We start from the raw sequence: 23,979 nt of genomic DNA, 5'->3' as shown, positions 1-23,979 counted from the left end.
GACCTTTTTCTCACTCCGTTTCCGGACTTCGAATTCGATCCAGCACCCGATTGGAAGGGCTTTTCGCCTTTCGGCTGAGCCGACTTTATCAGAAGCGATTTGACTGAGCGAATCAGCCTTCGCGATCTAAATGAAGAAGTCGATTGGCTCTGCGGAAATTTCGCTTTCCACTCAGAGCGAGCTAGATACTAGCGATGGGCCTCGATCATGTCCAGTTCGAGGCAACCGTTTGAATCTACCTCCCTGCAAGACCACTGTCAATGGTTTTTGCGGGCGAGGAGGACACTAGCAGGTCAGGAGCGGTGGACGCACATCAGGCGGCGATCGGTAGTTCGGCGCTGCGGTCGGTGGCGTCGAGGTCCCCGTGCTCTCCCGCTCGGGCAGCTCGGCCGCCGAGGACGTAGACATAGCCGAGGAACAGGGCCTCCGCTCCGATGCCGATGCCGATGCGCGCCCAGGTGGGCAGGTCAGAAGGTGTGACAAAGCCTTCGATGACACCCGAGACAAACAGGACGACGGCAAGTCCGATCGCCATGCCCAGGGCGGCTCTGCCTTGCTGGGCCAGGGCTGCTCGGCGGGAGAGCGGACCCGGGTCGATGACCGTCCAGCCCAGGCGCATTCCTGCGCCTGCGGCGATGAAGACGGCCGTCAGTTCAAGGAGGCCGTGCGGGAGTACCAGGCCGAGGAAGGTGTCCAATCGGCCGGCTGAGGCCATCAGCCCGATCCCCACCCCGAGATTGAGCATGTTCAGGAACAAGATCCAGATGACCGGCAGGCAGAGGAAGGCACCCAGGGTCAGGCAGAGTGCGGCGGCTCTGGCGTTGTTCGTCCAGACCTGAGCCGCGAACGAGGTGGCCGGATGACTTGAGTAGTACGTCTCGTACTCACCCCCGGGACGGGTCATCGCCCGTAGTTCATCGGGGGCTGCGATCGAGGACTGGACGTCCGGGTTGACACCGATCCACCAACCGATGATCGCCGCGACCAATGTGGAGAGGACCGCGGTCGGAATCCACCAGTGTCGCGAGCGGTAGACGGCTGCCGGAAACCCCGCTGCGAGGAAGGTGACCGCATCCCGCCAGGTCGCCCGACGCGCACCGGTCACCGTCGCGCGGGCGCGGGCCACGAGTTGGGTGAGCCGTCCGACCAGTTGGGGATCGGGTGCCGTGGACTGGATCAGGGAGAGATGGGTCGCGGTCGATTGGTAGAGGGCGACGAGTTCGTCGGCCTCCGCACCCGTCAGGCGGCGACCGCGCCTGATGAGGAGGTCCAAGCGGTCCCACTCGGCGCGATGGGCGGTCACGAAGACATCGAGGTCCATGGTCGGCAGCTGCTCCGGGGACTGGGGGCACACATACGTACTACTGGGGCGCTCTGTCGGTCAGCTTGGCAGACTGATGGAGACGGGACGAGAAGAAGGCCGAGTGTGGAGGCGACTGCGGGTGAGCGGGCTGGTGACGGGGGACGCGGTCGTACTTGGGGTCCAGCCCGCGAAACTGCCGAGTCGGGCGCTCGCGCTGGCCATCGACATGGTCGTGGTGTGGACCTGCTACCTCGGGATCTCCCTCGTGCTCGCCCTCGCCACCTCCTCCCTGGACGAAGCCGCAGCCATGGCCGTGGCCATCGGGGCGTTCATCCTGGTCCTGGTGGGCGGGCCGATAGCGGTGGAAACGCTGAGCCATGGACGCTCGCTGGGCAAGCTCGCCTGCGGACTGCGGGTGGTGCGCGACGACGGCGGGCCGATCCGCTTTCGGCACGCCCTGGTGCGGGGAGCCATGGGCGTGGTGGAGATCCTGATGACCGTCGGCGTCGTCGCCTGCATCGCCTCGCTCGTGTCTGTGCGCGGTCGGCGGATCGGGGACGTGTTCGCGGGGACCTTGGTGATACGCGAACGGGTGCCGACGGGGCGTGGCACAGGAGTACCACCGCCGCCGCCCTGGCTGATGGGTCGATTCACCGAGTTGGACCTGTCGGGGGTGCCGGACGACCTCTGGCTCGCGATGCGTCAGTATCTGACCCGCATGGGGCAACTGGACCCTGCTGTCAGCTGGTCGATGGCCGAACGGCTGGCCAACGAAGTGGTGGACCGTACGGGAGCACCGCCTCCCGAGGGGGTACCGCCCGCGGCCTATCTGGCTGCCGTGGTGAACGAGCGCCAGTCGCGGGACGCACGACGGACCCTGGGCGGAGGACCGGCAACTCCTGGGAACGTTTCCCCGTCGGCGGCTGGTCACGTACATGAAGATCGAGCGGAGTCCGGACGGGCGGTCAGTCCTCCGGAGACTCCGGGCGCCGGGTCCGGTCGAGCAGGTTGGACAGGGGAGTCCGGGACTGTCGGCAAGGGTGCGTTGGCGCAGACCGGGCCGGACATCAGTGGGATGGGTTCGTCCTCCGTGACGGAGGCGCAGCCGACCTCGACCGTACGGGGGAAAGAGGGCACGACCGGGTTCCTGCCGCCTGGCTAGATGCGAGGGCGGCGCGGCGGATCCCTCTTCCCGCCCGTCCATAGGGAGCGAGCCTTCCCGGGCGTCTGCGCGCTGCGGAACTCCGGGTGCTGCTGCCTGTGCCAACCCAGCTTTCGTGCCTGGTGGTTGCCGATGTAGTGGTCAGGCTGATGGCGGGGCCGGGAAAGCGGAGGGGGGTGTTTCCAGACTTTCCAGCTCGATTCCCGGTGCGTCCAGGACGACGTCCCCGGCGAGGTGGATCGTGTGCTGTTCACCTGTGTCCAGGGCGCTGACCTGGTACTCATCCACCATCAGAGGGCCGTTGTCAGTGGCGTGCGCTTCACTGTTCACCAGTGCCCAGGACTGGTCGAGCGTACGTGGCGCAAGCACGGGGTCGGTGAACGCAACGAGGCGCACACGCGTGGGAGGTGAGTGAGGGGTGAGTCGCAGGAGACGGGCGGTGGCGATGAGGAAAGCGGGCGACGTACCGGTGAAGGCATGGGCACGGACATTGCCTTCGGTGGCATGGCTGCCGCTGGGGTCCGAGCGGACCCAGGTGACACCTTCCAGCGCTGCGCCACGGACCTGCCAACTCGCCGCGTGGAGTTCGAGACGGATGGGACGGCCGAGTTCATCGAGGGCGAGATCCACGGAGCCGGCGTGATCGCCGGTGGGGGTGGTCGTCTGGGAGACATAGCGCCAGCCGGACGGGCCTGGCGCGCACTGGAAGTGTTCTTCGCCGAGGGGGGAGTGATCGTGCGGATCATGAAGCGAATATCGGCCGCGGGGCATGGGTCGTGGACGTCCTTGTGCAGATGAGCTCTTGGCGCGATGAGGCTCTGGTGCGGTGACGGCTCCGATCCGGAGTCGGAACCGTCCGGAACGGTATGAGGTAGGCCCCCGACACGGGGGTGCGGGGGCCTACCTCATACCACTGGTGCCATGGGTCGTCGGCCTCGATCGGCCGCCGGGCCCGCGGGCGGGGTGGATATCACCGGCGTGATCGTCACCCGGGGTGACCCGGGTGACGATACGCACCGAGGATTCCGCGGTGGGCCCGTTCGTTGGTGAGACTGGTCGTCATCGACGAACGGGGTGCCGTCCGCCCGTGAGCCCGTCCGGCGTGCTGCTCAGTAGCGGTAGTGGTCAGGCTTGTAGGGGCCTTCGACCGGGACGCCGATGTACGACGCCTGCTCGGGACGGAGCGTGGTGAGCTTCACCCCGAGGGCGCCCAGGTGGAGTCGGGCGACCTTCTCGTCGAGGTGCTTGGGCAGCACATAGACGTCGGTCGGGTAGTCCTGCGGCTTGGTGAACAGCTCGATCTGGGCCAGGGTCTGGTCAGCGAAGCTGTTGGACATCACGAAGGAGGGGTGTCCGGTGGCATTGCCCAGGTTGAGCAGACGGCCCTCCGAGAGCACGATGATGACCTTGCCGTCGGCGAAGGTCCAGGTGTGGACCTGCGGCTTGACCTCGTCCTTGACGATGCCGGGGATCTTGGCGAGCCCGGCCATGTCGATCTCGTTGTCGAAGTGGCCGATGTTCCCGACGATGGCCTGGTGCTTCATCTTGGCCATGTCGGCGGCCATGATGATGTCCTTGTTGCCGGTCGTCGTGATGAACAGGTCCGCCGTGCCGACCACCTCGTCGAGGGTGGTGACCTGGTAGCCGTCCATCGCGGCCTGGAGGGCGCAGATCGGGTCGATCTCCGTGATGATCACCCGAGCGCCCTGGCCGCGGAGGGACTCCGCACAGCCCTTGCCGACGTCACCGTAGCCACAGATCACGGCGACCTTGCCGCCGATGAGGACATCGGTGGCGCGGTTGATGCCGTCGACCAGGGAGTGGCGGCAGCCGTACTTGTTGTCGAACTTCGACTTGGTGACGGCGTCGTTCACATTGATCGCCGGGAAGAGGAGGACGCCGTCCCGGTGCATCTCGTAGAGGCGGTGGACACCCGTCGTGGTCTCCTCCGTGACACCGCGGATCTCGGATGCCAGACGGGTCCACTTCTGCGGTGCTTCGGAGAGCGTGCGGTTGAGGACACGGAGCACGTGGAAGTACTCCTCGCTGTCCGCCGTCGAGGGGTCGGGGACCTGGCCCGCCTTCTCGAACTCAACGCCCTTGTGGACGAGGAGCGTCGCGTCACCGCCGTCGTCCAGGATCATGTTCGGGCCGCCGGTGGGCGTGTTGGGCCAGGTCAGCGCCTGCTCGGTGCACCACCAGTACTCCTCAAGCGTCTCGCCCTTCCAGGCGAAGACGGGAACGCCCTGGGGGTTCTCCGGGGTGCCGTTCGGGCCGACGGCGATCGCGGCGGCAGCGTGGTCCTGGGTGGAGAAGATGTTGCAGGACGCCCAGCGGACGTCGGCGCCGAGGGCGACGAGCGTCTCGATGAGGACGGCGGTCTGGATGGTCATGTGCAGGGAGCCGGTGACCCGGGCGCCAGCGAGCGGCTGCTGCTCGGCGTACTCCTTGCGGATCGACATCAGGCCGGGCATCTCGTGCTCGGCGAGGGTGATCTCCTTGCGGCCGAACTCCGCAAGGGAGAGATCGGCGACCTTGAAGTCCTGTCCGGTGGCGACAGTCGTCATGACGAGCTGCTCCTTGTGTGGAAACACGGTGAGGGATGGAAACGGCATGGCTCTGCGGCGGCGGACATACGAATGCCCGGACCGACCACAGTGCAGTCCGTCGGAGGCCCTCTCTCCACTCGGCCGATCCGTGTACGGACCGCCCGACCGCCATCAGCAGCGACGTCTGACTCTGTCAACGAATCTACACCGATCACCGTGGTCGGCCCCAGCCCATGGGGAGCCAGGTTCCGGCCAGATAGAGACGCCAGTTGACTGCCGGTGCTGTGACGGCCCGCTGCCGAGTGCCTCCACGGACGGTCACACGGACGGTCCGAGAGGTGACGGTGTCCGCGGTCGGATCGATCGCGTCGTCCCTCAGTGGGGTGCCGGTCCAGCGGTGCGGACGGCCCAGAGCCCGATGCGGCTGCCGATGCCGGGCGGGGGTCAGTGGGGACGGTCCGTGGAGGAATCGTCTTCGGGCGCAGCGGAGGGCGCGGTCGGGCTCGCGGCGGCCGAGGGGTTGAAGATGTCCGGCTCCAGATAGATCACCCGGGCGATGGGCACGGCATCGCGGATGCGCTCCTCGGCTGCGTTGATCGAGCGGGCGACCTCCTCCGCCGTGGTGTCGTTCGGCACGGCGATCTTGGCCGCGACCAGCAGTTCTTCCGGCCCCAGGTGGAGGGTGCGCATATGGATGATGCGGGTGACGGTGTCGCCGTCGACGAGCACCTGCTCGATCCTGCGCACCTCTTCGATGCCCGCGGATTCGCCGAGGAGGAGGGACTTGGTCTCGGCTGCCAGGACGATGGCGATGATGATCAGCAGCACCCCGATGCACAGGGTGCCGATGCCGTCCCAGAGGCCGTCGCCCGTGGCGAGCGCCAGGCTGACACCGGCCAGGGCCAGTACGAGTCCGACGAGCGCGCCGAGGTCTTCGAGGAGGACGACCGGTAGTTCGGGGGCCTTGGCCCTACGGACGAACTGGGTCCAGGTCAGCGAGCCACGGACCTCGTTCGACTCCTTGATCGCGGTACGGAAAGAGAAAAGCTCCGCGATGATCGCGAAGATCAGGACGCCCACCGGCCAGTACCAGTGCTCGATCGCATGGGGGTGCTTGATCTTCTCGTAGCCCTCGTAGATCGCGAACATCCCGCCGACGGAGAAGAGGACGATGGAGACGAGGAAGGCGTAGATGTAGCGCTCACGGCCGTAGCCGAAGGGGTGCTCGGGGGTGGCCTCGCGCTTGGCCTTGCGCCCGCCGAGCAGGAGGAGGCCCTGGTTCCCCGAGTCCGCCAGTGAGTGGACGCTTTCGGCGAGCATCGATGACGAGCCGCTGAACAAGAACGCGAAGAACTTCGCCACCGCGATGGAGAGATTGGCGACCAGAGCCGCCACGATCGCCTTGGTGCCGCCTGACGCACTCATACGTTGCCCCGTTGTCCCTTCGTGGGCACGAGTGCTGGGTGGCCCGCTGTAGTCACCCGGTCACCGACCCGTTGCAAGGGGCGTCATTCTCGCAGCACGGCGGGGCGACCGTGGGTCAGATCACCACAGTGGCGCGGAAGACGGTTCCGGTGCCGCCGTTCGTCGCGGAGCCCGTGAGTTCCTCGCCGGCCGGTACGAACACGGACTCGCCGGGGCCGAGGTCCAGTTCGCCCAGGGTGACTCGACCTGCCGTGCAGAGCAGGATCTGCGGGGTGTCGGCGGTGAGGTCGCTCGCCGCGGCGTCGGGGGCGAGGACGTACCGGGACAGCCGGAACTCGTCGATCGGGGTGTCGTAGACCTCTTCGCCCCGTTCGGACGCTTCGGGTCGCAGCACCGCGGGGTCGTCCGCGTCGAACCGTACGACCCTCAGCAGTTCGGGGACGTCCACGTGCTTGGGGGTCAGTCCGCAGCGCAGCACGTTGTCCGAGTTGGCCATGATCTCGATGCCGAGGCCGTTGATGTAGGCGTGGGGAACTCCGGCGCCCAGGAACATGGCCTCCCCCGGCTCCAGTCGGACATGGTTGAGCAGCATCGCCGCGATGACCCCCGGGTCACCGGGGAAGTGGTGCGCGATCTGGGCGTACGGCGCATACGGTCCGCCGATGTGACGCGCGGCGACGGCGGCTTCGGTGACGGTGGCCGCCATCTCCTCACGGTCGGCGGTGAGCACCGCGGTGAGGAGCTCCCGCAGTGCGGCTTCCTCGGGGTGGGCCTGGAGCAGGTCGACGTACGGCTTGAGGGAGTCGACGCCGAGCCCGGCGATGAGTTCGGCGGTGTCCCGTGGTGTACGGAATCCGCACAGGCCCTCGAAGGGGGTGAGTGCGCAGATCAGCTCGGGCTTGTGGTTGGCGTCCTTGTAGTTGCGGTGGGGTGCGTCGAGCGGGATGTGGGCGCGCTCTTCGGTGGCGTACCCCTGTTGGGCCTGCGCGAGGTCGGGGTGGACCTGGAGGGACAGGGGGGTGCCCGCGGCCAGAATCTTGAACAGGAACGGCAGATGGGGGCCGAACTTGCGGACGGCGGCTGCGCCGAGTTCGCGTACGGGGTCGGCAGCGATCACTTCGTTGAGCGGGCCGCGTTCGAGCCGGGAGGGGGCGCCCGGGTGGGCGCCCATCCACAGTTCGGCCTGGGGTTCGCCGGTGGGGGCGACGCCGAGGAGTTCCGGGATCGCTGTCGTGGAGCCCCAGGCGTAAGGGCGCACGGTGTTGGAGAGGCGGTCCATGGTCGTTCTCGGGCCTTCCCGGTGGTGCGGAGTGCTGAGCAGGTGTCAGGAGGGGGTGGCGGGGGTCGCGAGTGCCAGATAGACGGCGGCGAAGTCGGTGACGGCGATGAGTTCGGCGATGGACTCCAGCAAGGTGCCCTCCTCCGGTTCGAGTTCGCTGATCGCCGTGTCGTGTCCGAGTGCGAGTTCACGGGCTGCCGGCGCGGCCGTCAGTCCGCCGATGGGGCGGTCGCGCAGGAGGACGATCCGGGCGCGCAGGGCCTGGGGGTCCTCGACCCGGTCACGGAAGAAGTCGTCGGCGTCCGCTCCGGCGGCGAGGGCGCCGGCGAGGAGGATTCCGTGCGCGGGCAGTGCCTCGGGCAGTTCCGCTGCGAGGGCGGGTCGGCCGGACAGTTCGGCGAGCACGGCTGCGAAGCGGCGTCCGACGGGTGCCGCGCCTTCGCCTTCGGTCCAGATCAGCGGGAGGCTGTCGGCGAGTTCGGCGGCGAGCGTCTTGGCGGGGTTGCTGTAGGTGGCGATGGCCGGACCGCAGCGTTCTGCTGTGCGGTCGAGCCGGTCGGCGACCTTCGCGAGGGTCTCCGGCGGGGCTTCGAGCAGTCCGACCCGGTCGAGCAGGGCGAGCAGCGGGGTGAACAGGGCCCAGAGTGCGCCGGGGCTGGCCGCGAGCGTCGCCTCGTACAACTCGTGCGGCGCGGTGGCGAGGGGTACGACGAGGCCGTGGGCCGCGTCGACTGCTTCGGCCAGTGGAGAGCCCTTGGGGGTGACCGCGACGACCTGGCAGCCGCGGCGGTACGCCTGCTCGGTGAGGACGGCGAGGCCGGGTTCGCTTCCGTCGGTGGTGACCACGAGGAGCAGATCGAGCGAGCCGGCCCAGCCGGGGAGGTTCCAGCGCAGGGCGCCTGCGGCCGGGGCCACACCGGTCGGTGTGAGGCGGGTGACGGGGGCGCTCGCGCCGGCGAGTGCGCCGATCAGATCGGCGACTCCGGTGGCGGCGGAGCCTGAGCCCGCCACCAGGACGGCTCGTGGTCGCCCTTCCGGGTTGAGTGCGGCAATTCCCGCTTCGGCCGCGTGCCGGGCTGCGGTTCGTACGCGGGCGCCTGCTTCGGCCGCGCCGCGGAGGAGCCCTCGGCGGTCGGCGCGGGCGAGCGCTTCCGGGTCGTCGAGGAGTGACTCGTCGAGCATGTGGTGGGCCTCCGATCGCCGTGCGGGTGCTTCTACGTCAGTGGCGTGAGGATGTGCCGGGCCGCCGGGCGTCGGTCGGCTCCGGGGCTCGGCTCACGCTGTCGTGGCGGGGGCACGGGTCCGTGCGGTGCCCTGCCGACGCACCGGGCGTGTGCACCGGATGGCGGCGGAGCGGTGGGCGTGTCACCGGTGGCACGTGTCAGGCGGGTCGGCGGGCTTCGTCGACGAGCAGTACGGGGATGTCGTCCCGCACGGGGTAGGCGAGGCCGCAGTCCTGGCCGGTGCAGATCAGCTCGGGGTCATCGGCTGCCGTGCGGTCGTCGAGGGGTGCGTGGCAGGCCGGGCAGGCGAGGATCTCAAGGAGGCCGGCTTCAAGCGGCATGGGTGCGGTGTCCTCTCGTGGTGATGGAAGTGACTCGGCGTTGGCCGGGTCTGGGTGGATTGGCCACGTCAGCGTACCGCCGGGGGAACGCGCGGGGCGCGTTCTGGCGATGCTGGGCCTTCGCCGGGCGCTGCGCCCACGGGCGCGACGGGCGGCCGGAGGCAGCAGGGCCGGGTCAGGGCCGCGTGGCGGTGGGGTCGGTGGCGGATTGCCGTGGGACTGGGCAGCCGATGAGGGGTGGCGGGACGCCTGGCTAAGGGTGCAGGCCAGGGGTGCGCGACGACCACGGCGTGCGGTCGTGCCTGATCGTCAGGGGGTACGAGCGCGGGGCCACCCTCGGGATGCGCACCCAACGGATGAGAACTGAGGGCCGGAACCCAGGCCGTCGTCCTGATCCACGGCTTGCGGCTGCGGCCCACACCTGCGCGGCGTGTAGAACGAGGGACCGGCTCGGAGGAGCTCGCCGACGTACGCGGGCCGCACCGCCGTCGTGGTTGCAGCGGCTGCTGTACGGCGGTCGGCTTTCGACTGCCGTACAGCGGTCGGCTTTCGGGCTCGCCCCGGGCCGGTTCCGAGGACGTACCTCGGTACTTGGCCTTCGGACAGGGCGAGCGCCCATGAGGTGGTGGTGCGGCGGGGACGGGCAGCCCGCCCCCGCCGCACAACACCGGCAACCGCGCCCACCGAACAAGCGCGACGAACCAGGTGGATCTACTCGGCGCGCACCAGTGCCAGTACCTCGTCGCGCACCTTGTTCAAGGTCTCCTTGTCGCGTGCCTCGACGTTCAGGCGCAGCAGCGGCTCGGTGTTGGAGGGGCGGAGGTTGAACCACCAGTCCTCGGTGGTCACCGTGAGGCCGTCCAACTCGTCCACGGTCACTCCGGGCAGGGAGGCGTAGGCATCCTTCACCGCGGCGGTCCGCCCCGCCTGGTCGTCCACCGTGGAGTTGATCTCGCCCGAGCCCTGGTAGCGGTCGTACTGGGCCAGCAGTTCGGAGAGGGTGCCCTCCTGGGAGCCGAGGGCGGCCAGGACGTGGAGTGCCGCGAGCATGCCGGTGTCCGCGTTCCAGAAGTCGCGGAAGTAGTAGTGCGCGGAGTGCTCACCGCCGAAGATCGCGCCCGTGTTCGCCATCTCCTGCTTGATGAAGGAGTGGCCCACGCGGGTGCGTACGGGCTCGCCGCCGTTCTCGCGGACGACCTCGGGCACCGACCAGGAGGTGATCAGGTTGTGGATCACCGTGCCTCCGGGGTGCTTGGCCAGCTCCCGGGCGGCGACGAGTGCGGTGATCGCGGAGGGGGAGACTCCCTCGCCGCGCTCGTCCACCACGAAGCAGCGGTCGGCGTCTCCGTCGAAGGCGAGGCCCAGATCGGCGCCTTCCGCCCGGACGCGTGCCTGGAGGTCGACGATGTTCGCCGGGTCCAGGGGGTTCGCCTCGTGGTTGGGGAAGGTGCCGTCGAGCTCGAAGTACATCGGTACGAGGGTGACGGGCAGCGAGGCGAAGACGGTCGGGACGGTGTGACCGCCCATGCCGTTGCCGGCGTCGACGACGACCTTGAGATGGCGCATCGAGGACAGGTCCACCAGGGAGAGCAGATGGGCCGCGTACTCGACGAGCGTGTCGTGCTCGCTGATGCTGCCCGGCTTCTCAACGGGGGTCGGGGCCCCGGAGTCCGACCAGCGCTCCACCAGGGAGCGGATCTCGGAGAGTCCGGTGTCCTGGCCGACCGGGGCGGCGCCCGCGCGGCACATCTTGATCCCGTTGTACTGGGCGGGGTTGTGGGAGGCGGTGAACATGGCCCCCGGCAGCCCGAAGTGCCCGGAGGCGAAGTACAGCTGGTCGGTGGAGCAGAGGCCGATCAGGGTCACATCGGCGCCGCGCGCCGCGGCCCCCCGGGCGAACGCCCCGGACAGCCCGGGTGACGACGGCCGCATGTCATGGCCGATGACGATCGCATTGGCATCCGTCACCTGGACGAAGGCCGCTCCGAAGAGCTCGGCCAGCGCCTCGTCCCACTGGTCCGGCACCACGCCGCGGACGTCGTACGCCTTCACGATCTGTGACAGATCAGCAGTCACGGGTCAACTCCTCTGAAAACTCTGCGGTCGCATCAAACTACCGGCATTCGCTCATCAGTCCTGTCCGTAGCGCGGATCGACCGACTCGGGGGCCAGTCCGAGGAGCTCGGCCACCTGCTCCACCACGACCTCGTGGACGAGCAGTGCGCGCTCCTCGCGGTTCTTCGTCCGGATCTCGACCGGCCGTCGGTAGACCACGACCCGTGCGGGCCGTCCCTTCTCCGCGGAGGACGAGCTGCCGAGCGGCACCGATTCCTCCGGTGCGCCCGGTACGTCCACGACGAGGAAGTCGACGTCCGCCAGTTGTGGCCACCGCCGCTCAAGCCGTTCCACGGAGTCCTGCACCAGGTCCTGGAAGGATTCGGCACGGCTGGCGGCGAGGGGTACCTGTGGTGGGGCGACGGGTCCGCGCATGCCCCGGCCGTGGCGGTCACGACGGCGTGGCCGCGGCTCGACCGGGTGGGGCGGTACAGGACTGTCCATCACTGACGCAGGGTAGCCCTCCGGAACACACCGCGGCCGGGTACGCGCTGGGGAAACCGCACAGGAGACCGAACTCAGCCACGAGGTGTCGTCAAATGAACGTTCGAGTCGCACTTCAGTGCGGTTCGACAGCTGTTTTCGATCATGGAATGGACGGTGAATGACCTGATTAATGGCACGCCCCGACCGAATCCTGCGGGGCAGTCTTCGGTACGCCGCCCTTTCACCGCAGGTCAGCGCGGTGAATCGGGGAACCTCCGAACAAGCCCGCAGACCACGACACGGTGGAGTGACCTGGTGGAGAGTCGTCGCAGCCCGCTCAAGAGTGCGGTACCGTCCAACGTCGTGAGCCCTGTACGTCGCTGTTCGCGCACCGCCTGCGGCCGTCCTGCCGTCGCGACACTGACGTACGTCTATGCCGACTCGACCGCAGTCCTCGGCCCGCTTGCCACCTACGCCGAACCCCACTGCTACGACCTGTGCGCCGAGCACAGCGAACGCCTGACGGCGCCACGTGGCTGGGAGGTCGTGCGCCTCACCGACGGTTCGACTCCGGCCCGCCCCAGCGGTGATGATCTTGAGGCGCTGGCCAACGCAGTTCGCGAGGCGGCCCGCCCCCAGGGACGCGCTGCCGAGGCAGCCCAGAACGGGCGCCGGGGCGCCGACCCCATGGAGGTCGCCCGTCGCGGCCATCTCCGGGTGCTCCGCTCCCCCGACTCCTGAACTCCAAAAACCACACCAGCCGCAGCTCACCGAGCGCGCCCGTCGCCCATGGCCTCTGGTCCAGGTCCAGGTCCGCTGGGCGCCCCGGTCCAGCGGCCCGGTCCAGTGGACGGCTCAGCGGACGGCTCAGTCCAGGACGGTGAGTTCATCCGTCACGCGCGGCACCGCCACCGTCCCACGATCGTCCGACAACGTCTGAATGGTGAACGCCGCAACACCACCGAGCGGTAGGGCGAGCGCACGCGACGCGTGCACCGGACCGCCGGACTCAACGGTCACGGTCAGGGCGTACGACCCCTTCAACCCGGCCGGCACCGGTGGGACGAACGCCTTCGTGGTGCCCGCGGGCACCTGGTAGGTCTTCACCACGGGTGTGCCGCCCCCACTGCCCGATGACGCGGTCACCCGGACCCGCGCCGCCGCACCCGGTGCCGTCAGCGAGAGCGTGGTCCCCTTGGCGCGGTTGTCCGCGATCGAGGCACGGGCACCCACCGGCGCCGTCGCCGGGATGAACGCGATCTCCTGCTTCGTCCCCTTGCCCCGGACCACGCGCAGTGCCGCGACCACCGGTGTCGCCCGTCCGCGCTGCGCCGGGCCGAGGATCAGGGAGCCCGCCTCACCCCGGGTGACGTCCTTGAGTTCGATGCTCGCCGTCATCCCCGACTTCACGTGCAGGCCCTCGCTCCCGGCGGGGACGATCTTCCCCCCGGGACCGGCAAGTTGGATCTTGAGGTCGGCGTCGTCCTCGCCAGGAGCAAAGGCCACCAGCCGTACGGACGTGGCATCGGCCGGGATGCCCGGTAGGACGACGGCCGCCGAGGGGCCTGCGGTGGCGTTCAACCAGTCGCTGCCTTCGGCGGCGAACGCTGCGCCCGCCTTCGCGGCGGTCGGGCGGGTCTCGGCGGCCCGCACCGCCGCGCCGACCCGGCCCGAGCGGGTCGCGACGCGCACGGTCACGTCCTCGGCGACATCGGTCGTCAGCGTCGAGAGCAGCACCGGCACGCTGGAGCCGGCCGGAACCGGGATGCCCTCCGTGACAGTGGTGCGCAGCAGACCGGCCTTGCCGTACAGCTCGACGTCCACCACGGCCGGAATGTCATCCGGGTTGGTGAGGTGCACATAGTCCTGGCGTTCCTTGGCCATGGACGCACCGGGAAACCAGAACTCCGCGTCGGGGACCGAGCAGTTGACGCCGAGCAGCCCGCGCCCGTCGCCCTTCGCGACGGAGGTCAACTGGGCCGTCCAGCCGGGGGCCAGCCGTCCGGAGGCGGTGCCGACGAGTGCGGGGGCGGTGGCAGCGGTGGTCCTGGCGGTGGCCGGTCGGCCCTGTTCGGCGAGCGACAGCACCGGTTTGCCATCGGTGGCGGGGCGGCTCACGGGGGCCTTCTTGGTCCCGGCGTTGCGGTCCGTCAGCGCCGCCACCGACCTCTTGAGCTCGGCGCTGCCCTGGGCCGCGCCCCCCGACCCCAGCGGTGTGTAGGAGGTGTAGGTGGTCTCGGCCGCCTCGGTTCCACCGGGCGCGGGGCAGAGCAGATGGACGCGCTCGACCGGCAGCCGGGCGGGAGCCTTGGCCTGTTGGGGCGCGTCGGCGGTGTCCGGCGCGGTGATGGCGGCGATCCCCGTGACCGCGGAGAGCGCGGTCACGGCGGCAAGCAGGGACAGGGTCGTGCGCTTCACTCTGACGTGCCTCTGGTCGCGTTGGGATCTGCATCGTGGTCGACGGCGGGTCGTGACGGGTCGCGTTCGGACCTGGTACGACGGACTCCCGGCGAGCTCCGGTCACCGGCGGGGAAGTCGTTCGGGCGGGAGCCGGGGGCGTGCGGATCATGTCCGTACGGGTCGGTGTCCGGCCTTGGGCGGCGCGGCTGCGGCGCCCGTTCGGAACGCCCGCTTCCGTACCTGGGCGACCGGTCGTCGGCCTCCCAGATTCCGTCAGTGGACTCGGCTCCGTAAGAGGGCTCAGTTCCGTAGGAGGACTCGGTTCCGTAGAAGGACTCACTGGAGGACTCGGGGCGGTGGGAGGACTCGGGGCCGTTCCCGTACGAAAGCGGTGTGCCGTGGGTGGTCGCGTACGCCGCCTTTGTCGGTGCGTCCGCGGCGCCGACCGTACGAGTCGATCCGCCCACGGGCTGCGGAGGAATCCCCGACCGCAGGTGCGACAGTGGCGTGGGAAGCGCAGTGGTCTCTTCCGGGAGGTCGTCGTCGAGTCGGGCGCGCCGCCCGGGAAGGGCCAGGACGACCAGGACGAACACCAGGCCGGCCTGGGTCCAGAGCCACCCGGTGTGTCCGGTGGGGTTCTCATGGGTCAGGATCAGCCGTCCCCCGGCGGCGGGCAGTTCGAAGCCCTGCGCCCAGCCGTCGACGAGCTTCTTCGGTAGCGGGCGACCGTCCAGTGTGGCGCGCCAGCCCGCATCGGCGCGATCGGCGATCCGGAGGATACGGCCTTCCTTCCCGGCCGGAATCCGGGTGTCGGCGCCGATGGTGTCCGACGCCACCGGGAGGGGATCGCGCTTGCCGTCGACGATCATGGCGCGGGCGACCTGGCGGTCCACTCGCCACAGGGCGCCGCCGTCCAGTCGACTCAGTCGCCCCAGACCGGGGGTGGCGTCGAGGGTGCGACTGATCTGCGGGGGTGCTCCCTCCCGTACCAGGACATAGCGAATCGCGAATCCGCTGAGCTGACGGGTCTGGTCGGCTCCCGAGCCGGCCACCAGGTGGGCGACCACCTTGTCGAGGCGCTCGTCACCGCCGTTCGCCTCGGCGAGTTCCGCATCACCGAGACGGCTGCCGACCCCGCGCACCAGGGTGTACGGGACGTCCGCGGCCGATTCACCTCCCAGGACCAGGGTCCGCGGCCGGTCCTTGGTGTCGCTCTCCTCGGCGACGAAGGGGGGCACCTGGACGGGATCGCGACGCTCCAGCGGACCGGCAGCGCCATGCAGCATCCAGTTCGCCGCGGCGAAGAGCGGACCGACGGCCGCGACAACGGCGATCAGGACCGCGACCGGTTGGCGCCAGCCGAAGTTCTGTGCACCCGCTCGCGTACGGCCGAGTTCGGCGCCGAGGACGGCTGCGACGAGGAGGGCGATGCCGTAGACGAGGGTGGCGGGGCCGGCCCAGCCGCTGTGATTGGTCAGCACGGCGAAGAGCAGCGCGACGAGCGCCACCACCCAGGCGACGCGGATCGGCAGTTGCCGCTCCTCTCGCACGAGTGCGGCGAGCGCTGCGAGCACCACACCGGCGAGGACGATCCCACCGACGGTCTTCGGGCCCCCGGGGCTGATGCCGAGCAGGTCGAGCGCGGAGGCACCGCCTGCACCGAGGTCGAGCCCGGCTTCGCGCAGCAGCGTGGACGGGTTGCTCAGCAGCGAGAGCGACCACGGCGCGAGGAGGAGGACGGGAGTGCCGATCGCGGCGACGAACCTCAGGGCGTACGCGGTGAGGTCGTGGCGGCGGAAGATCAGCACACCGATCCCGAGCACCAAGGCGAGCGGCCAGACGATGGGCGTGAACGCCATGGCCAGCGCCAGCAGCAGGCCGTACGCCCAGGTCGCGCGCCATGATCCACGTACCCCTGCGGGGTGGAACCCATGGGCTGCGACGGCCGCGCGGGCGAGGAACGGCAACAGGATCGCGAGGACCGCCGTGCCCAGTCGTCCGGTGGCGAGTGCTCCGGTGGCGGCGGGCAGGAAGGCGTACGCCACGCTCGCCCAGGCCCGCAGCAGCCGGGAGCCGACCAGGGAGCGGGAGGCGAAGTAGGCGCTGAGCCCGGCGAGGGGCACGGAGCAGACGAGGAGCACGGTCAGGGCGAAGCCCGTGGAGCCGAGGAAGAGCACGGACAAGCCGGCCAGCACGGCGAGATAGGGGGGCGCGGTCCGGGTGCTGCCCGTGCTGAACGGCTGCCAGGTCTCGGTGTAGCGGGCCCAGAGTTCCGATACGTCGGTGGGCGCCGGCAGCAGGGCGCCGCCCATGAGGGTGCCACCGCCGAAGAGCCCCCGGCAGGCGACGACGGAGACCACCAACAGGAGGGCGAAGAGCACGGGTTCCGGTTGCCGGCCGAGCTTCTTGAGCCGGGCGAACTGCTCGATCTCCAGGAAGTCGGCGTCCTCGTCGCCCGGACCGGATTCCACGGCGCCGTGTCGCGGCGCCGAATCCGCGGCATCGGTGCCGGTGGCGAAGTGGCCCATCGCCTGCTCGACGGTGGCCTTGACGGTGGCGCCGCGCGGCGGGAGGAGCGGGCGCAGTTCACGGGCGTCGGCCGCCCGGGTGCGAGCCCGCCTGCGCCGGCCTGCGATGATGCGCTCGGGGCGCAGCAGGGTGCCGATGAGCGCGCCGATCTCGTCTATGGCGTGGCCCGGGGCCTTGCCGAGGAGATAGGCGGCGGCACGGATCAGGGTGCCGAGCACGATCCGCAGCAGGACGTAGGGGAGTGCCGCGAGCCGGGTGTTGGTGAGCAGCGTGTAGATGGCGCCGGCTTTGGCGACGCGGTGCGGACTGGCGGTGGAGCGGCCGGCGCAGTCGACGGTGCGGCGTTCGCGCGACGCGGCTTCGGCGTGGTGCAGAACGGCCTCGGGCGCGATCAGCACCCGGTGTCCGGCGTTCTGGACCCGCCAGCAGAGGTCGATGTCATCACGCATCAGGGGGAGCCTGCGGTCGAAGCCGCCGAGCTGCTCGAAGACGTCACGACGGATGAGCATGCCGGCGGAGGAGACCGACAGGACGGTTCGTACCTGGTCGTGCTGGCCCTGGTCCTGTTCACGGCGGTCCAACCCGGTCCAGCGCCGGCCGCTGTTGGCGATGGACACGCCGACTTCGAGGAGTTGGCGGCGGTCGTACCAGCCGCGGAGCTTGGGGCCTGCCACGGCGGCCTGGTCGTCGGCGTCGACGACGCGCAGCAGTTCGGCGAGCGCGTTCGGCTCGGGCGCGCTGTCGTCGTGGAGGAGCCAGAGCCACTGGACCGGCTCGCCGTAGGGGAGTTCCGGCATGTCGTAGGCGTCGTCGTGCCACGTCCTGGTGGCGGGGTCCCAGCCGCTGGGCCGCTTGAGGTAGGGCAGGTCCTCCGGGGTGAGCACGGGGGCTGTGCGCACGGCTTCGTCGACCGCGCCGCCGAAGCCGGTGCGGCGCGCGAGGTGGAGCACTCGATGGGTGCCGAGGGAGTCGGTGAGCAGCCGTGCGCACTCGTCGGCGCTGCCGGTGTCAGCGGCGATGACGTTCTGTACGGGGCGTTCCTGGCCGAGGAGTCCGGCGAGGGTGTCGGGGAGCCAGCGTGCGCCGTCGTGGGAGACGAGCACGGCGGTGACGACGTGCCGGGGGAACTCCTGCGGGTGTGCGGGGGAGAACGCGGCTGTGGTGGCGGACATCGAGGTACGGGCCCTCCGGCCGGGGTCGCCCCGTGCGGGGGCGCTGAAGCATCTGGGACGGGGCCCAACACTAACGGTAGCGAAAAGGGCCGGAGCGCTAAGCGATGTGACGTGCGGGGTGAAGTGTGCTGTTGGGGCGAGAGATGCACATCAGGTGCCAGGGACCACTGATGTGATGGTCGGTCGGAGTCGCAGGGTCGCGGGTCGCGGTCGCGGTCGCAGTCGGAGTCGCAGTCGCGGTCGCGGTCGCGGTCGCGGTCGCGGTCGCGGAATCAACGAGGGGTGGACGGCGCGGGAAGGAACACGGAACGGAAGGGAGGAGACGGGAGGGAAGGTGAGGGACCGGGGCAGGGGGTGGCTGGCGACGGTCGGCAACCCATGACCGCCCGGGCGTATCCCGGACGCTCCCCGGCCCGTTGGTAGAAGGGGACAGTGGGCAGCCGTCGGCGGACCCGGGCGGCGAGGAGTCGCTCAGCCGGGAGTGGCGCGGCAGCCCTGGGCAGCCCGGTCGGCTTCGGCGCGGGTCGCGAAGGTCGGGTACGGAGGCCCTGGAGGATTCGCGGGGCAGGTGGTTGCGGAGGGTGGAGGGGTGACCCGCGGCCATCGCACCCAGCGGTCGGCATCCGACGGGCGATCCGTCCGGGAGTCGCGGTGGGCCGGGGCTCCGGGCCCACACGGACCACTCCCCCACATCTGCGGTGGCGGTCGATCGCCCAGGATTCGGCCATGGAATGACCGGACGAGCCCACCCGGTGCCGCACTTGAGCGTTCCACCATCGGAATCGAACCGGAGTTATGCGTCGACCCATCGAGCGGATATCCCGTACGGAGGCTGCTGATCGTGTTGATGGTGACCGGGAAACCGTTCGGGGCACAGGCCCACCGCTCATGGAAAACGGTTCGCCGATCGCGTTCTGAACGCGATCGACGAACCGTCTTCGATACTCTTATGTGTCGTTCAGTCAGGTTCGGTATATCCGTTCGGTTTTTCAGACGGCAGCCTTCTTCAATCGTCGCCGCTCCCGTTCGGACAGCCCGCCCCAGATACCGAATCTCTCATCGTTGGCCAGGGCGTACTCAAGGCATTCCGAACGGACTTCGCAGGCGAGGCAGACCTTCTTCGCCTCGCGAGTGGAGCCGCCCTTTTCGGGGAAGAAGGACTCGGGATCGGTCTGCGCGCACAACGCGCGCTCTTGCCAGCCGATTTCGTCATCCGCGTCCTCGACCAGCAGTTGTTCGAACAGCTCGGTCATGTGCGCCCCTCGTCTGTCTTTTCGTCCCCGTGATGTTGCCGTGATCGATATCGGCCGAACGACACGAGTGAAATTACAAGTGTGTGCATCCGGGCCAGTCAAGCCGGGATCTGCTATTGGGCCCCGTATTCACTCTGCGGAACCAAGGCTATGCGGAAAGTGTTCAAATCACCAAAAACCTGACACCCGCCAGCAGGCCCGCTCCGCACTCATGCGCACCCCCTCACCAACGAGGACGACGCCGGGTTCGATCTTGTTGCGAACGGACCGCCGAAGCGATCCGGATCACAGTCCGAACCCGAACCCCCAAGAGCACCGTGACCTCCACAAACCCGATGGACGCGGCGAGCGCGGTTGCTGCCGCATGTGTCCCGGGCTCCCACTGAACAAACCTTTCTCCAGATTCCGTAACCGGATGAGGTGAAACATTGCCGCCAAATCGGTCACTGAGTTGACATGAAAGAGGCGAACCCGGCACCTTGGGTCTCATGCCAGCCATCTCAGCGCCTCTCGCGACCCCCGCACGAGGGTTCCGCAACGCTGTCCAGGTGCGCTGTTGCTGTTGCTGTTCCAGCTGTTGATGCCCTAGCGCTCCAGCACTCTTCTCCGCCGTCTCGCTCGGCCGCAGCACCCCACCGTGTTCCTGCTCGCCGCCGTGCCCCCACGCCGCCCGTGCACCGTTCATCGCCGAGGACCCACGCATCCCATGAACAGCGACAGCGACCTCCAGATCGCCGGCGACATCCTCGCCGTACAGCACCTCCTCCAGCCCGCGCCGGAGCACCCCTCCACGGTCTCCGACTTCGTCCGCCTCGCCCGCACCATCACCGCCGACCGCGCCCGCTGGGCCCACCTCGTGCAGTACGACGCGGCGAGCCGCTGGTACCACCGGCTCGCCGCCGGCCCAGGCCACGAGGTGTGGCTGCTGTCCTGGGTACCGGGGCAGCGCAGCGGACTCCATGACCACGGACCCTCCTCCGGAGTGCTCACCGTCCTCGAAGGACAGCTCACCGAACGCACCCCGCGCGGATCCCGCGAACTGACGACCGGATCCCAGCGCGTCTTCGCGCCCGGCTACGTCCATGAAGTGGTCAACGACTCACTCGAACCGGCCGTCTCCCTGCACATCTACTTCCCGGGCCTGACCGCAATGCCGATGCACTCCCACTCCGCCCAGTGCTCCCCGGCCGCCCACGACGTCGTACCCGTCTGACCACCGCCGGTACGACGACCAGGCAACAACGATCAGGCTCCGCCAGACAGCCCCACCCGCCACCCGACCACCACCCCAACAACGATCAGGCTCCGCCTGACAGCCCCACCCGCCACCCGACCACCACCCCAACAACGATCAGGCTCCGCCAGACAGCCCCACCCGCCACCCGACCACCACCCCAACAAGGATCAGGCTTCGCCTGACAGACTGTTTTGTATGCGCATTGTGGTTTTGGCCGGCGGTATCGGTGGTGCCCGCTTCCTACGTGGCCTCTTGCAGGCCGTACCGGAGGCGGACGTCACCGTGATCGGGAACACCGGTGACGACATCCATCTGTTCGGGCTCAAGGTCTGCCCCGACCTCGACACCGTGATGTACACGCTCGGCGGCGGCATCAACGAGGAGCAGGGCTGGGGACGTACGGACGAGAGCTTCCGGGTCAAGGAGGAACTGGCCGCGTACGGCGTGGGCCCCGAGTGGTTCGGGCTCGGCGACCGCGACTTCGCCACCCACATCGTCCGCACCCAGATGCTCGCCGCCGGCTACCCGCTCAGCGCGGTCACCGAAGCGCTCTGCACACGCTGGAACCCCGGCGTCCGGCTGCTGCCCATGTCCGACGACCGCATCGAGACCCATGTCGCCGTCGAGGTCGACGGCGAACGCAAGGTCATCCACTTCCAGGAGTACTGGGTCAAGCTGCGGGCGTCCGTCGCGGCGGAGGCGATCGTGCCCGTCGGCGCCGAACAGGCAAAGCCAGCACCCGGAGTGCTGGAGGCGATCGCCGCCGCCGACGTCATCCTCTTCCCGCCGTCCAACCCCGTCGTCAGTGTGGGCACCATCCTGGCCGTCCCCGGGATCAGGGAAGCCATCGCCGAAGCCGGCGTCCCCGTCGTGGGGCTGTCGCCGATCGTCGGAAACGCGCCCGTGCGGGGAATGGCCGACAAGGTCCTCGCCGCCGTCGGCGTGGAGGCCACCGCGGCTGCCGTCGCCGCCCACTACGGCTCTGGGCTCCTCGACGGCTGGCTGGTCGACACCGTCGACGCCGACACCGTCGCCGATGTCGAAGCCGCGGGCATCCGCTGCCGTGCCGTCCCCCTGATGATGACCGATCTGGACGCCACCGCAGAGATGGCCCGGCACGCCCTGGCCCTCGCCACGGAGGTCCAGGCATGACGTCGTACACCGTCCGCGCCCTGGCCGGACTGCCCGAGATCGCGGCGGGGGACGACCTCGCCAAGCTGATCGCCACGGCCGGCCCCGACCTCGCGGACGGCGATGTCCTCCTCGTCACCTCCAAGATCGTCAGCAAGGCCGAGGGCCGTCTGGTCGCCGCTGACGACCGCGAGGACGCGATCGACGCGGAGACCGTGCGGGTGGTCGCCCGACGCGGCCCCATCCGCATCGTCGAGAACCGCCAGGGGTTGGTGATGGCCGCGGCCGGGGTCGATGCCTCCAACACACCCGCGGGAACCGTGCTGCTCCTGCCAGAGGAACCCGACGCCTCGGCGCGCGGCATCCGCGACGGGCTCAGGGAACACCTCGGTGTGGACATCGGCGTGATCATCACGGACACCTTCGGCCGGCCCTGGCGCAACGGGGTCACCGATGTCGCCATCGGAGCCGCAGGCATCCAGGTCCTCGACGATCTGCGCGGCGGCACGGACGCCCACGGCAACCCGCTGAACGCCACCATCGTCGCCCTCGCCGATGAACTCGCCGCCGCCGGTGACCTGGTCAAGGGCAAGACGTCCGGGCTCCCCGTGGCGGTCATCAGCGGTCTGGGGCACCTGGTCGACCCCGCAGGAGACGACAGCGCCAGCCTGCTGGTGCGCCCGGCCGCCGAGGACATGTTCCGGCTAGGCACGTCCGAGGCGGTACGGGAAGCGGTCACCCAGCGGCGCACGGTGCGCGACTTCACCGACGAACCGGTGGACCCCGCGGCGGTCCGTCGTGCCGTTGCCGCGGCCGTCACCGCACCGGCGCCCCACCACACGACCCCCTGGCGCTTCGTCCTGCTGGAAACCGCCGCAGCGCGCCGGGAACTCCTCGATGCCATGCGCGACGCCTGGATCGCCGATCTGCGACGCGACGGCAAGTCGGAGGAGTCCATCGCCCAGCGGGTGCGCCGCGGGGAAGTCCTGCGCAGAGCGCCCTACCTCGTCGTGCCCTGTCTCGTCATGGACGGTTCGCACCACTACGGAGACAGCCGCCGCGACACCGCCGAGCGGGAGATGTTCGTCGTCGCCACCGGCGCCGGCGTACAGAACTTCCTCGTGGCGCTGGCCGGTGAACGGCTGGGCTCGGCCTGGGTGTCGTCGACCATGTTCTGCCGTGCTGTCGTCCGCGAGGTGCTGGGGCTGCCCGATGACTGGGACCCCATGGGCGCCGTGGCCGTGGGGCACGCCTCAGCGGCGCCGAAGCAACGGCCCCCGCGGGATGCCGCCGCGTTTATCGAGGTGCGCTGACCACCGCAGAAGGCTCGCTGACCGCCGTAGGAGGCTCACAGCAAGCCGATGTCGACCCGCGGCATCTTGGGCTTGCGACGCGCCGGTACCCGACCGCTGAGCAGGATCAACCGAGCGGCGCGGTGACGCTGTCCGGCATACGGAGCGAGCAGTTCCAGCATGGCGGCGTCATCGGCGTCACGGTCGCCCGCCAGCGCCCAGCCGACGATGCCCGGTAGATGCAGGTCACCGACCGTCAGGGCGTCGGGGGCACCATGGCTGCGCTGGATGGTCTCGGCGGATGTCCAGGGGCCGATGCCGGGGACCAGTTCCAGCCGCCGCTGGGCCTGCTCGGGGGCGAAGGTGACCGCCTCCTCAAGCCGTCGTGCCACCCGCACCGCGCGCAGGATGGTGGACGCCCGCTTGTCGTCGACACCGGCCCGGTGCCACTCCCACGACGGGATGAGCGCCCAGGTGCGCGGCTCGGGCACCACGTACAAGCCGGTCATGGGGCCGGGGGCGGGCTCGCCGTACTTGCGCACCAGCAGCCGCCAGGCGCGGTACGCCTCGTCCGTGGTGACCTTCTGTTCCAGGACGGAGGGGATCAGGGATTCCAGTACCAGTCCGGTACGGGTCAGCCGTAGCCCCGGCCGTCGGTGGCGCGTGATGGCGAGGAGACGGTGTCTCGGTGTGAGTGCGTCCGGGTCGTCAGCGGCCCCGAGCAGCGCGGGCAGCCCGTCCAGGAGCCACTCGGCGCCGGGGCCCCACGCCTGCGCCCGGACCTCCGACCGGTCCCCGCCCACGACGACCCTGAGCGTGCCCGGCCCCTGTGGAGTGCGACTGGTCCGCCAGAAGGAGCCGTCCGGGGCGGTGCGATAGGTGGGATCGGCGGGTCCGCGCCGCAGCGGGGTGAGTACGAGCGCCAGGTCGAGGGGCCAGGGAGGGGTCCAGTCGCGCGTCAGGGTGCCCTGTCCCTCGACGGGCTGTTGCCCACGGGCCTGCCGGGGTGGGACGGCCGGCCCGGAGGCACGCTGACCACGGGCACGCTGGCCCGGTGGGCGAGCCTCTGGTTCGGGTGTGAAACGGCCTGACACGTGGGTCCTCAGTGGTAGCTGGTGCTACCGAGGGTAGGTGTTGGGGTC

Annotated in this window: 18 protein-coding genes; 5 read left to right on the top strand and 13 right to left on the bottom strand. The window is 69.6% G+C overall.

The annotated features are described in order from the left end of the window. Window positions 1–313 precede the first annotated feature (313 nt). A complete protein-coding gene (locus ACFXJL_RS13940; RefSeq protein WP_384692170.1) occupies window positions 314–1,321 on the bottom strand; it encodes a stage II sporulation protein M in 1,008 nt (335 codons plus the stop codon). Between the two features lie 121 nt (window positions 1,322–1,442). Here ACFXJL_RS13940 and ACFXJL_RS13935 point away from each other — a divergent pair, with 121 nt between their 5' ends. Continuing rightward, the gene (locus ACFXJL_RS13935; RefSeq protein WP_384640424.1) at window positions 1,443–2,465 is read left to right on the top strand and encodes an RDD family protein; all 1,023 of its coding nucleotides are present in this window, start codon (window positions 1,443–1,445) and stop codon (window positions 2,463–2,465) included. 141 nt (window positions 2,466–2,606) lie between these two features. Here ACFXJL_RS13935 and ACFXJL_RS13930 read toward each other — a convergent pair whose 3' ends face one another. The 8 genes from ACFXJL_RS13930 to ACFXJL_RS13895 form a co-directional block, all read right to left on the bottom strand. After that, window positions 2,607–3,236 carry a hypothetical protein gene (locus ACFXJL_RS13930; RefSeq protein WP_358880066.1) on the bottom strand — a complete coding sequence of 210 codons (630 nt, stop codon included), beginning with the start codon at window positions 3,234–3,236 and terminating at the stop codon, window positions 2,607–2,609. A 338-nt stretch (window positions 3,237–3,574) separates the two neighbouring features. Beyond that, window positions 3,575–5,032, bottom strand: a complete 1,458-nt coding sequence (gene ahcY, locus ACFXJL_RS13925; protein ID WP_358880065.1) for an adenosylhomocysteinase — start codon at window positions 5,030–5,032, stop codon at window positions 3,575–3,577. Between the two features lie 426 nt (window positions 5,033–5,458). Beyond that, window positions 5,459–6,439 carry a cation diffusion facilitator family transporter gene (locus ACFXJL_RS13920; protein ID WP_384692087.1) on the bottom strand — a complete coding sequence of 327 codons (981 nt, stop codon included), beginning with the start codon at window positions 6,437–6,439 and terminating at the stop codon, window positions 5,459–5,461. A 115-nt stretch (window positions 6,440–6,554) separates the two neighbouring features. Further along, entirely contained in the window at window positions 6,555–7,718 is a 1,164-nt protein-coding gene (gene manA / locus ACFXJL_RS13915; RefSeq protein ID WP_358880063.1) for a mannose-6-phosphate isomerase, class I, read from the bottom strand. Between the two features lie 45 nt (window positions 7,719–7,763). Further along, the gene (locus tag ACFXJL_RS13910) at window positions 7,764–8,900 is read right to left on the bottom strand and encodes an SIS domain-containing protein (RefSeq protein ID WP_384692083.1); all 1,137 of its coding nucleotides are present in this window, start codon (window positions 8,898–8,900) and stop codon (window positions 7,764–7,766) included. Between the two features lie 199 nt (window positions 8,901–9,099). Continuing rightward, entirely contained in the window at window positions 9,100–9,282 is a 183-nt protein-coding gene (locus ACFXJL_RS13905) for a Trm112 family protein (RefSeq protein WP_329019803.1), read from the bottom strand. 711 nt (window positions 9,283–9,993) lie between these two features. Continuing rightward, window positions 9,994–11,358 carry a phosphomannomutase/phosphoglucomutase gene (locus ACFXJL_RS13900; RefSeq protein ID WP_384640411.1) on the bottom strand — a complete coding sequence of 455 codons (1,365 nt, stop codon included), beginning with the start codon at window positions 11,356–11,358 and terminating at the stop codon, window positions 9,994–9,996. Window positions 11,359–11,412: 54 nt separating this feature from the next. After that, complete coding sequence (locus ACFXJL_RS13895; protein WP_329019808.1) at window positions 11,413–11,841, bottom strand: metallopeptidase family protein; 429 nt, start codon at window positions 11,839–11,841, stop codon at window positions 11,413–11,415. 297 nt (window positions 11,842–12,138) lie between these two features. Between ACFXJL_RS13895 and ACFXJL_RS13890 the strand changes: the two genes are divergently transcribed. Then, window positions 12,139–12,564, top strand: a complete 426-nt coding sequence (locus ACFXJL_RS13890) for a DUF3499 domain-containing protein (RefSeq protein ID WP_384640407.1) — start codon at window positions 12,139–12,141, stop codon at window positions 12,562–12,564. Window positions 12,565–12,690: 126 nt separating this feature from the next. On the opposite strand, the gene ACFXJL_RS13885 is transcribed toward ACFXJL_RS13890, so the two are convergent. From ACFXJL_RS13885 to ACFXJL_RS13875, 3 genes are all read right to left on the bottom strand, one after another. Beyond that, window positions 12,691–14,241 (bottom strand): DUF5719 family protein, encoded by a 1,551-nt coding sequence (locus ACFXJL_RS13885; RefSeq protein ID WP_384640404.1) that lies wholly within the window; start codon window positions 14,239–14,241, stop codon window positions 12,691–12,693. Continuing rightward, complete coding sequence (locus tag ACFXJL_RS13880; protein ID WP_384692078.1) at window positions 14,238–17,924, bottom strand: glycosyltransferase; 3,687 nt, start codon at window positions 17,922–17,924, stop codon at window positions 14,238–14,240. Before ACFXJL_RS13880 ends, ACFXJL_RS13885 begins: the two co-directional genes overlap by 4 nt. A gap of 989 nt (window positions 17,925–18,913) precedes the next feature. Continuing rightward, window positions 18,914–19,177 carry a WhiB family transcriptional regulator gene (locus ACFXJL_RS13875; protein WP_006348971.1) on the bottom strand — a complete coding sequence of 88 codons (264 nt, stop codon included), beginning with the start codon at window positions 19,175–19,177 and terminating at the stop codon, window positions 18,914–18,916. Window positions 19,178–19,883: 706 nt separating this feature from the next. Here ACFXJL_RS13875 and ACFXJL_RS13870 point away from each other — a divergent pair. The 3 genes from ACFXJL_RS13870 (at window position 19,884) to ACFXJL_RS13860 (ending at window position 22,858) form a co-directional block, all read left to right on the top strand. Continuing rightward, window positions 19,884–20,390, top strand: a complete 507-nt coding sequence (locus tag ACFXJL_RS13870; protein WP_384692075.1) for a cysteine dioxygenase — start codon at window positions 19,884–19,886, stop codon at window positions 20,388–20,390. Window positions 20,391–20,609: 219 nt separating this feature from the next. Continuing rightward, window positions 20,610–21,566 carry a 2-phospho-L-lactate transferase gene (gene cofD / locus ACFXJL_RS13865; protein WP_384692072.1) on the top strand — a complete coding sequence of 319 codons (957 nt, stop codon included), beginning with the start codon at window positions 20,610–20,612 and terminating at the stop codon, window positions 21,564–21,566. Further along, entirely contained in the window at window positions 21,563–22,858 is a 1,296-nt protein-coding gene (locus ACFXJL_RS13860) for a coenzyme F420-0:L-glutamate ligase (protein ID WP_384692069.1), read from the top strand. Before cofD ends, ACFXJL_RS13860 begins: the two co-directional genes overlap by 4 nt. 35 nt (window positions 22,859–22,893) lie before the next feature. Here ACFXJL_RS13860 and ACFXJL_RS13855 read toward each other — a convergent pair whose 3' ends face one another. After that, window positions 22,894–23,931, bottom strand: coding sequence for a DNA-3-methyladenine glycosylase family protein (locus ACFXJL_RS13855; RefSeq protein WP_384692066.1), 1,038 nt, complete (start codon window positions 23,929–23,931; stop codon window positions 22,894–22,896). Between the last annotated feature and the right edge of the window lie 48 nt (window positions 23,932–23,979).

The sequence above is a fragment of the Streptomyces sp. NPDC059256 genome (genome assembly GCF_042753785.1).
In the GTDB taxonomy this organism is placed as follows: Bacteria; Actinomycetota; Actinomycetes; order Streptomycetales; family Streptomycetaceae; genus Streptomyces.
This window is presented reverse-complemented; position numbering and strand designations above follow the sequence as displayed.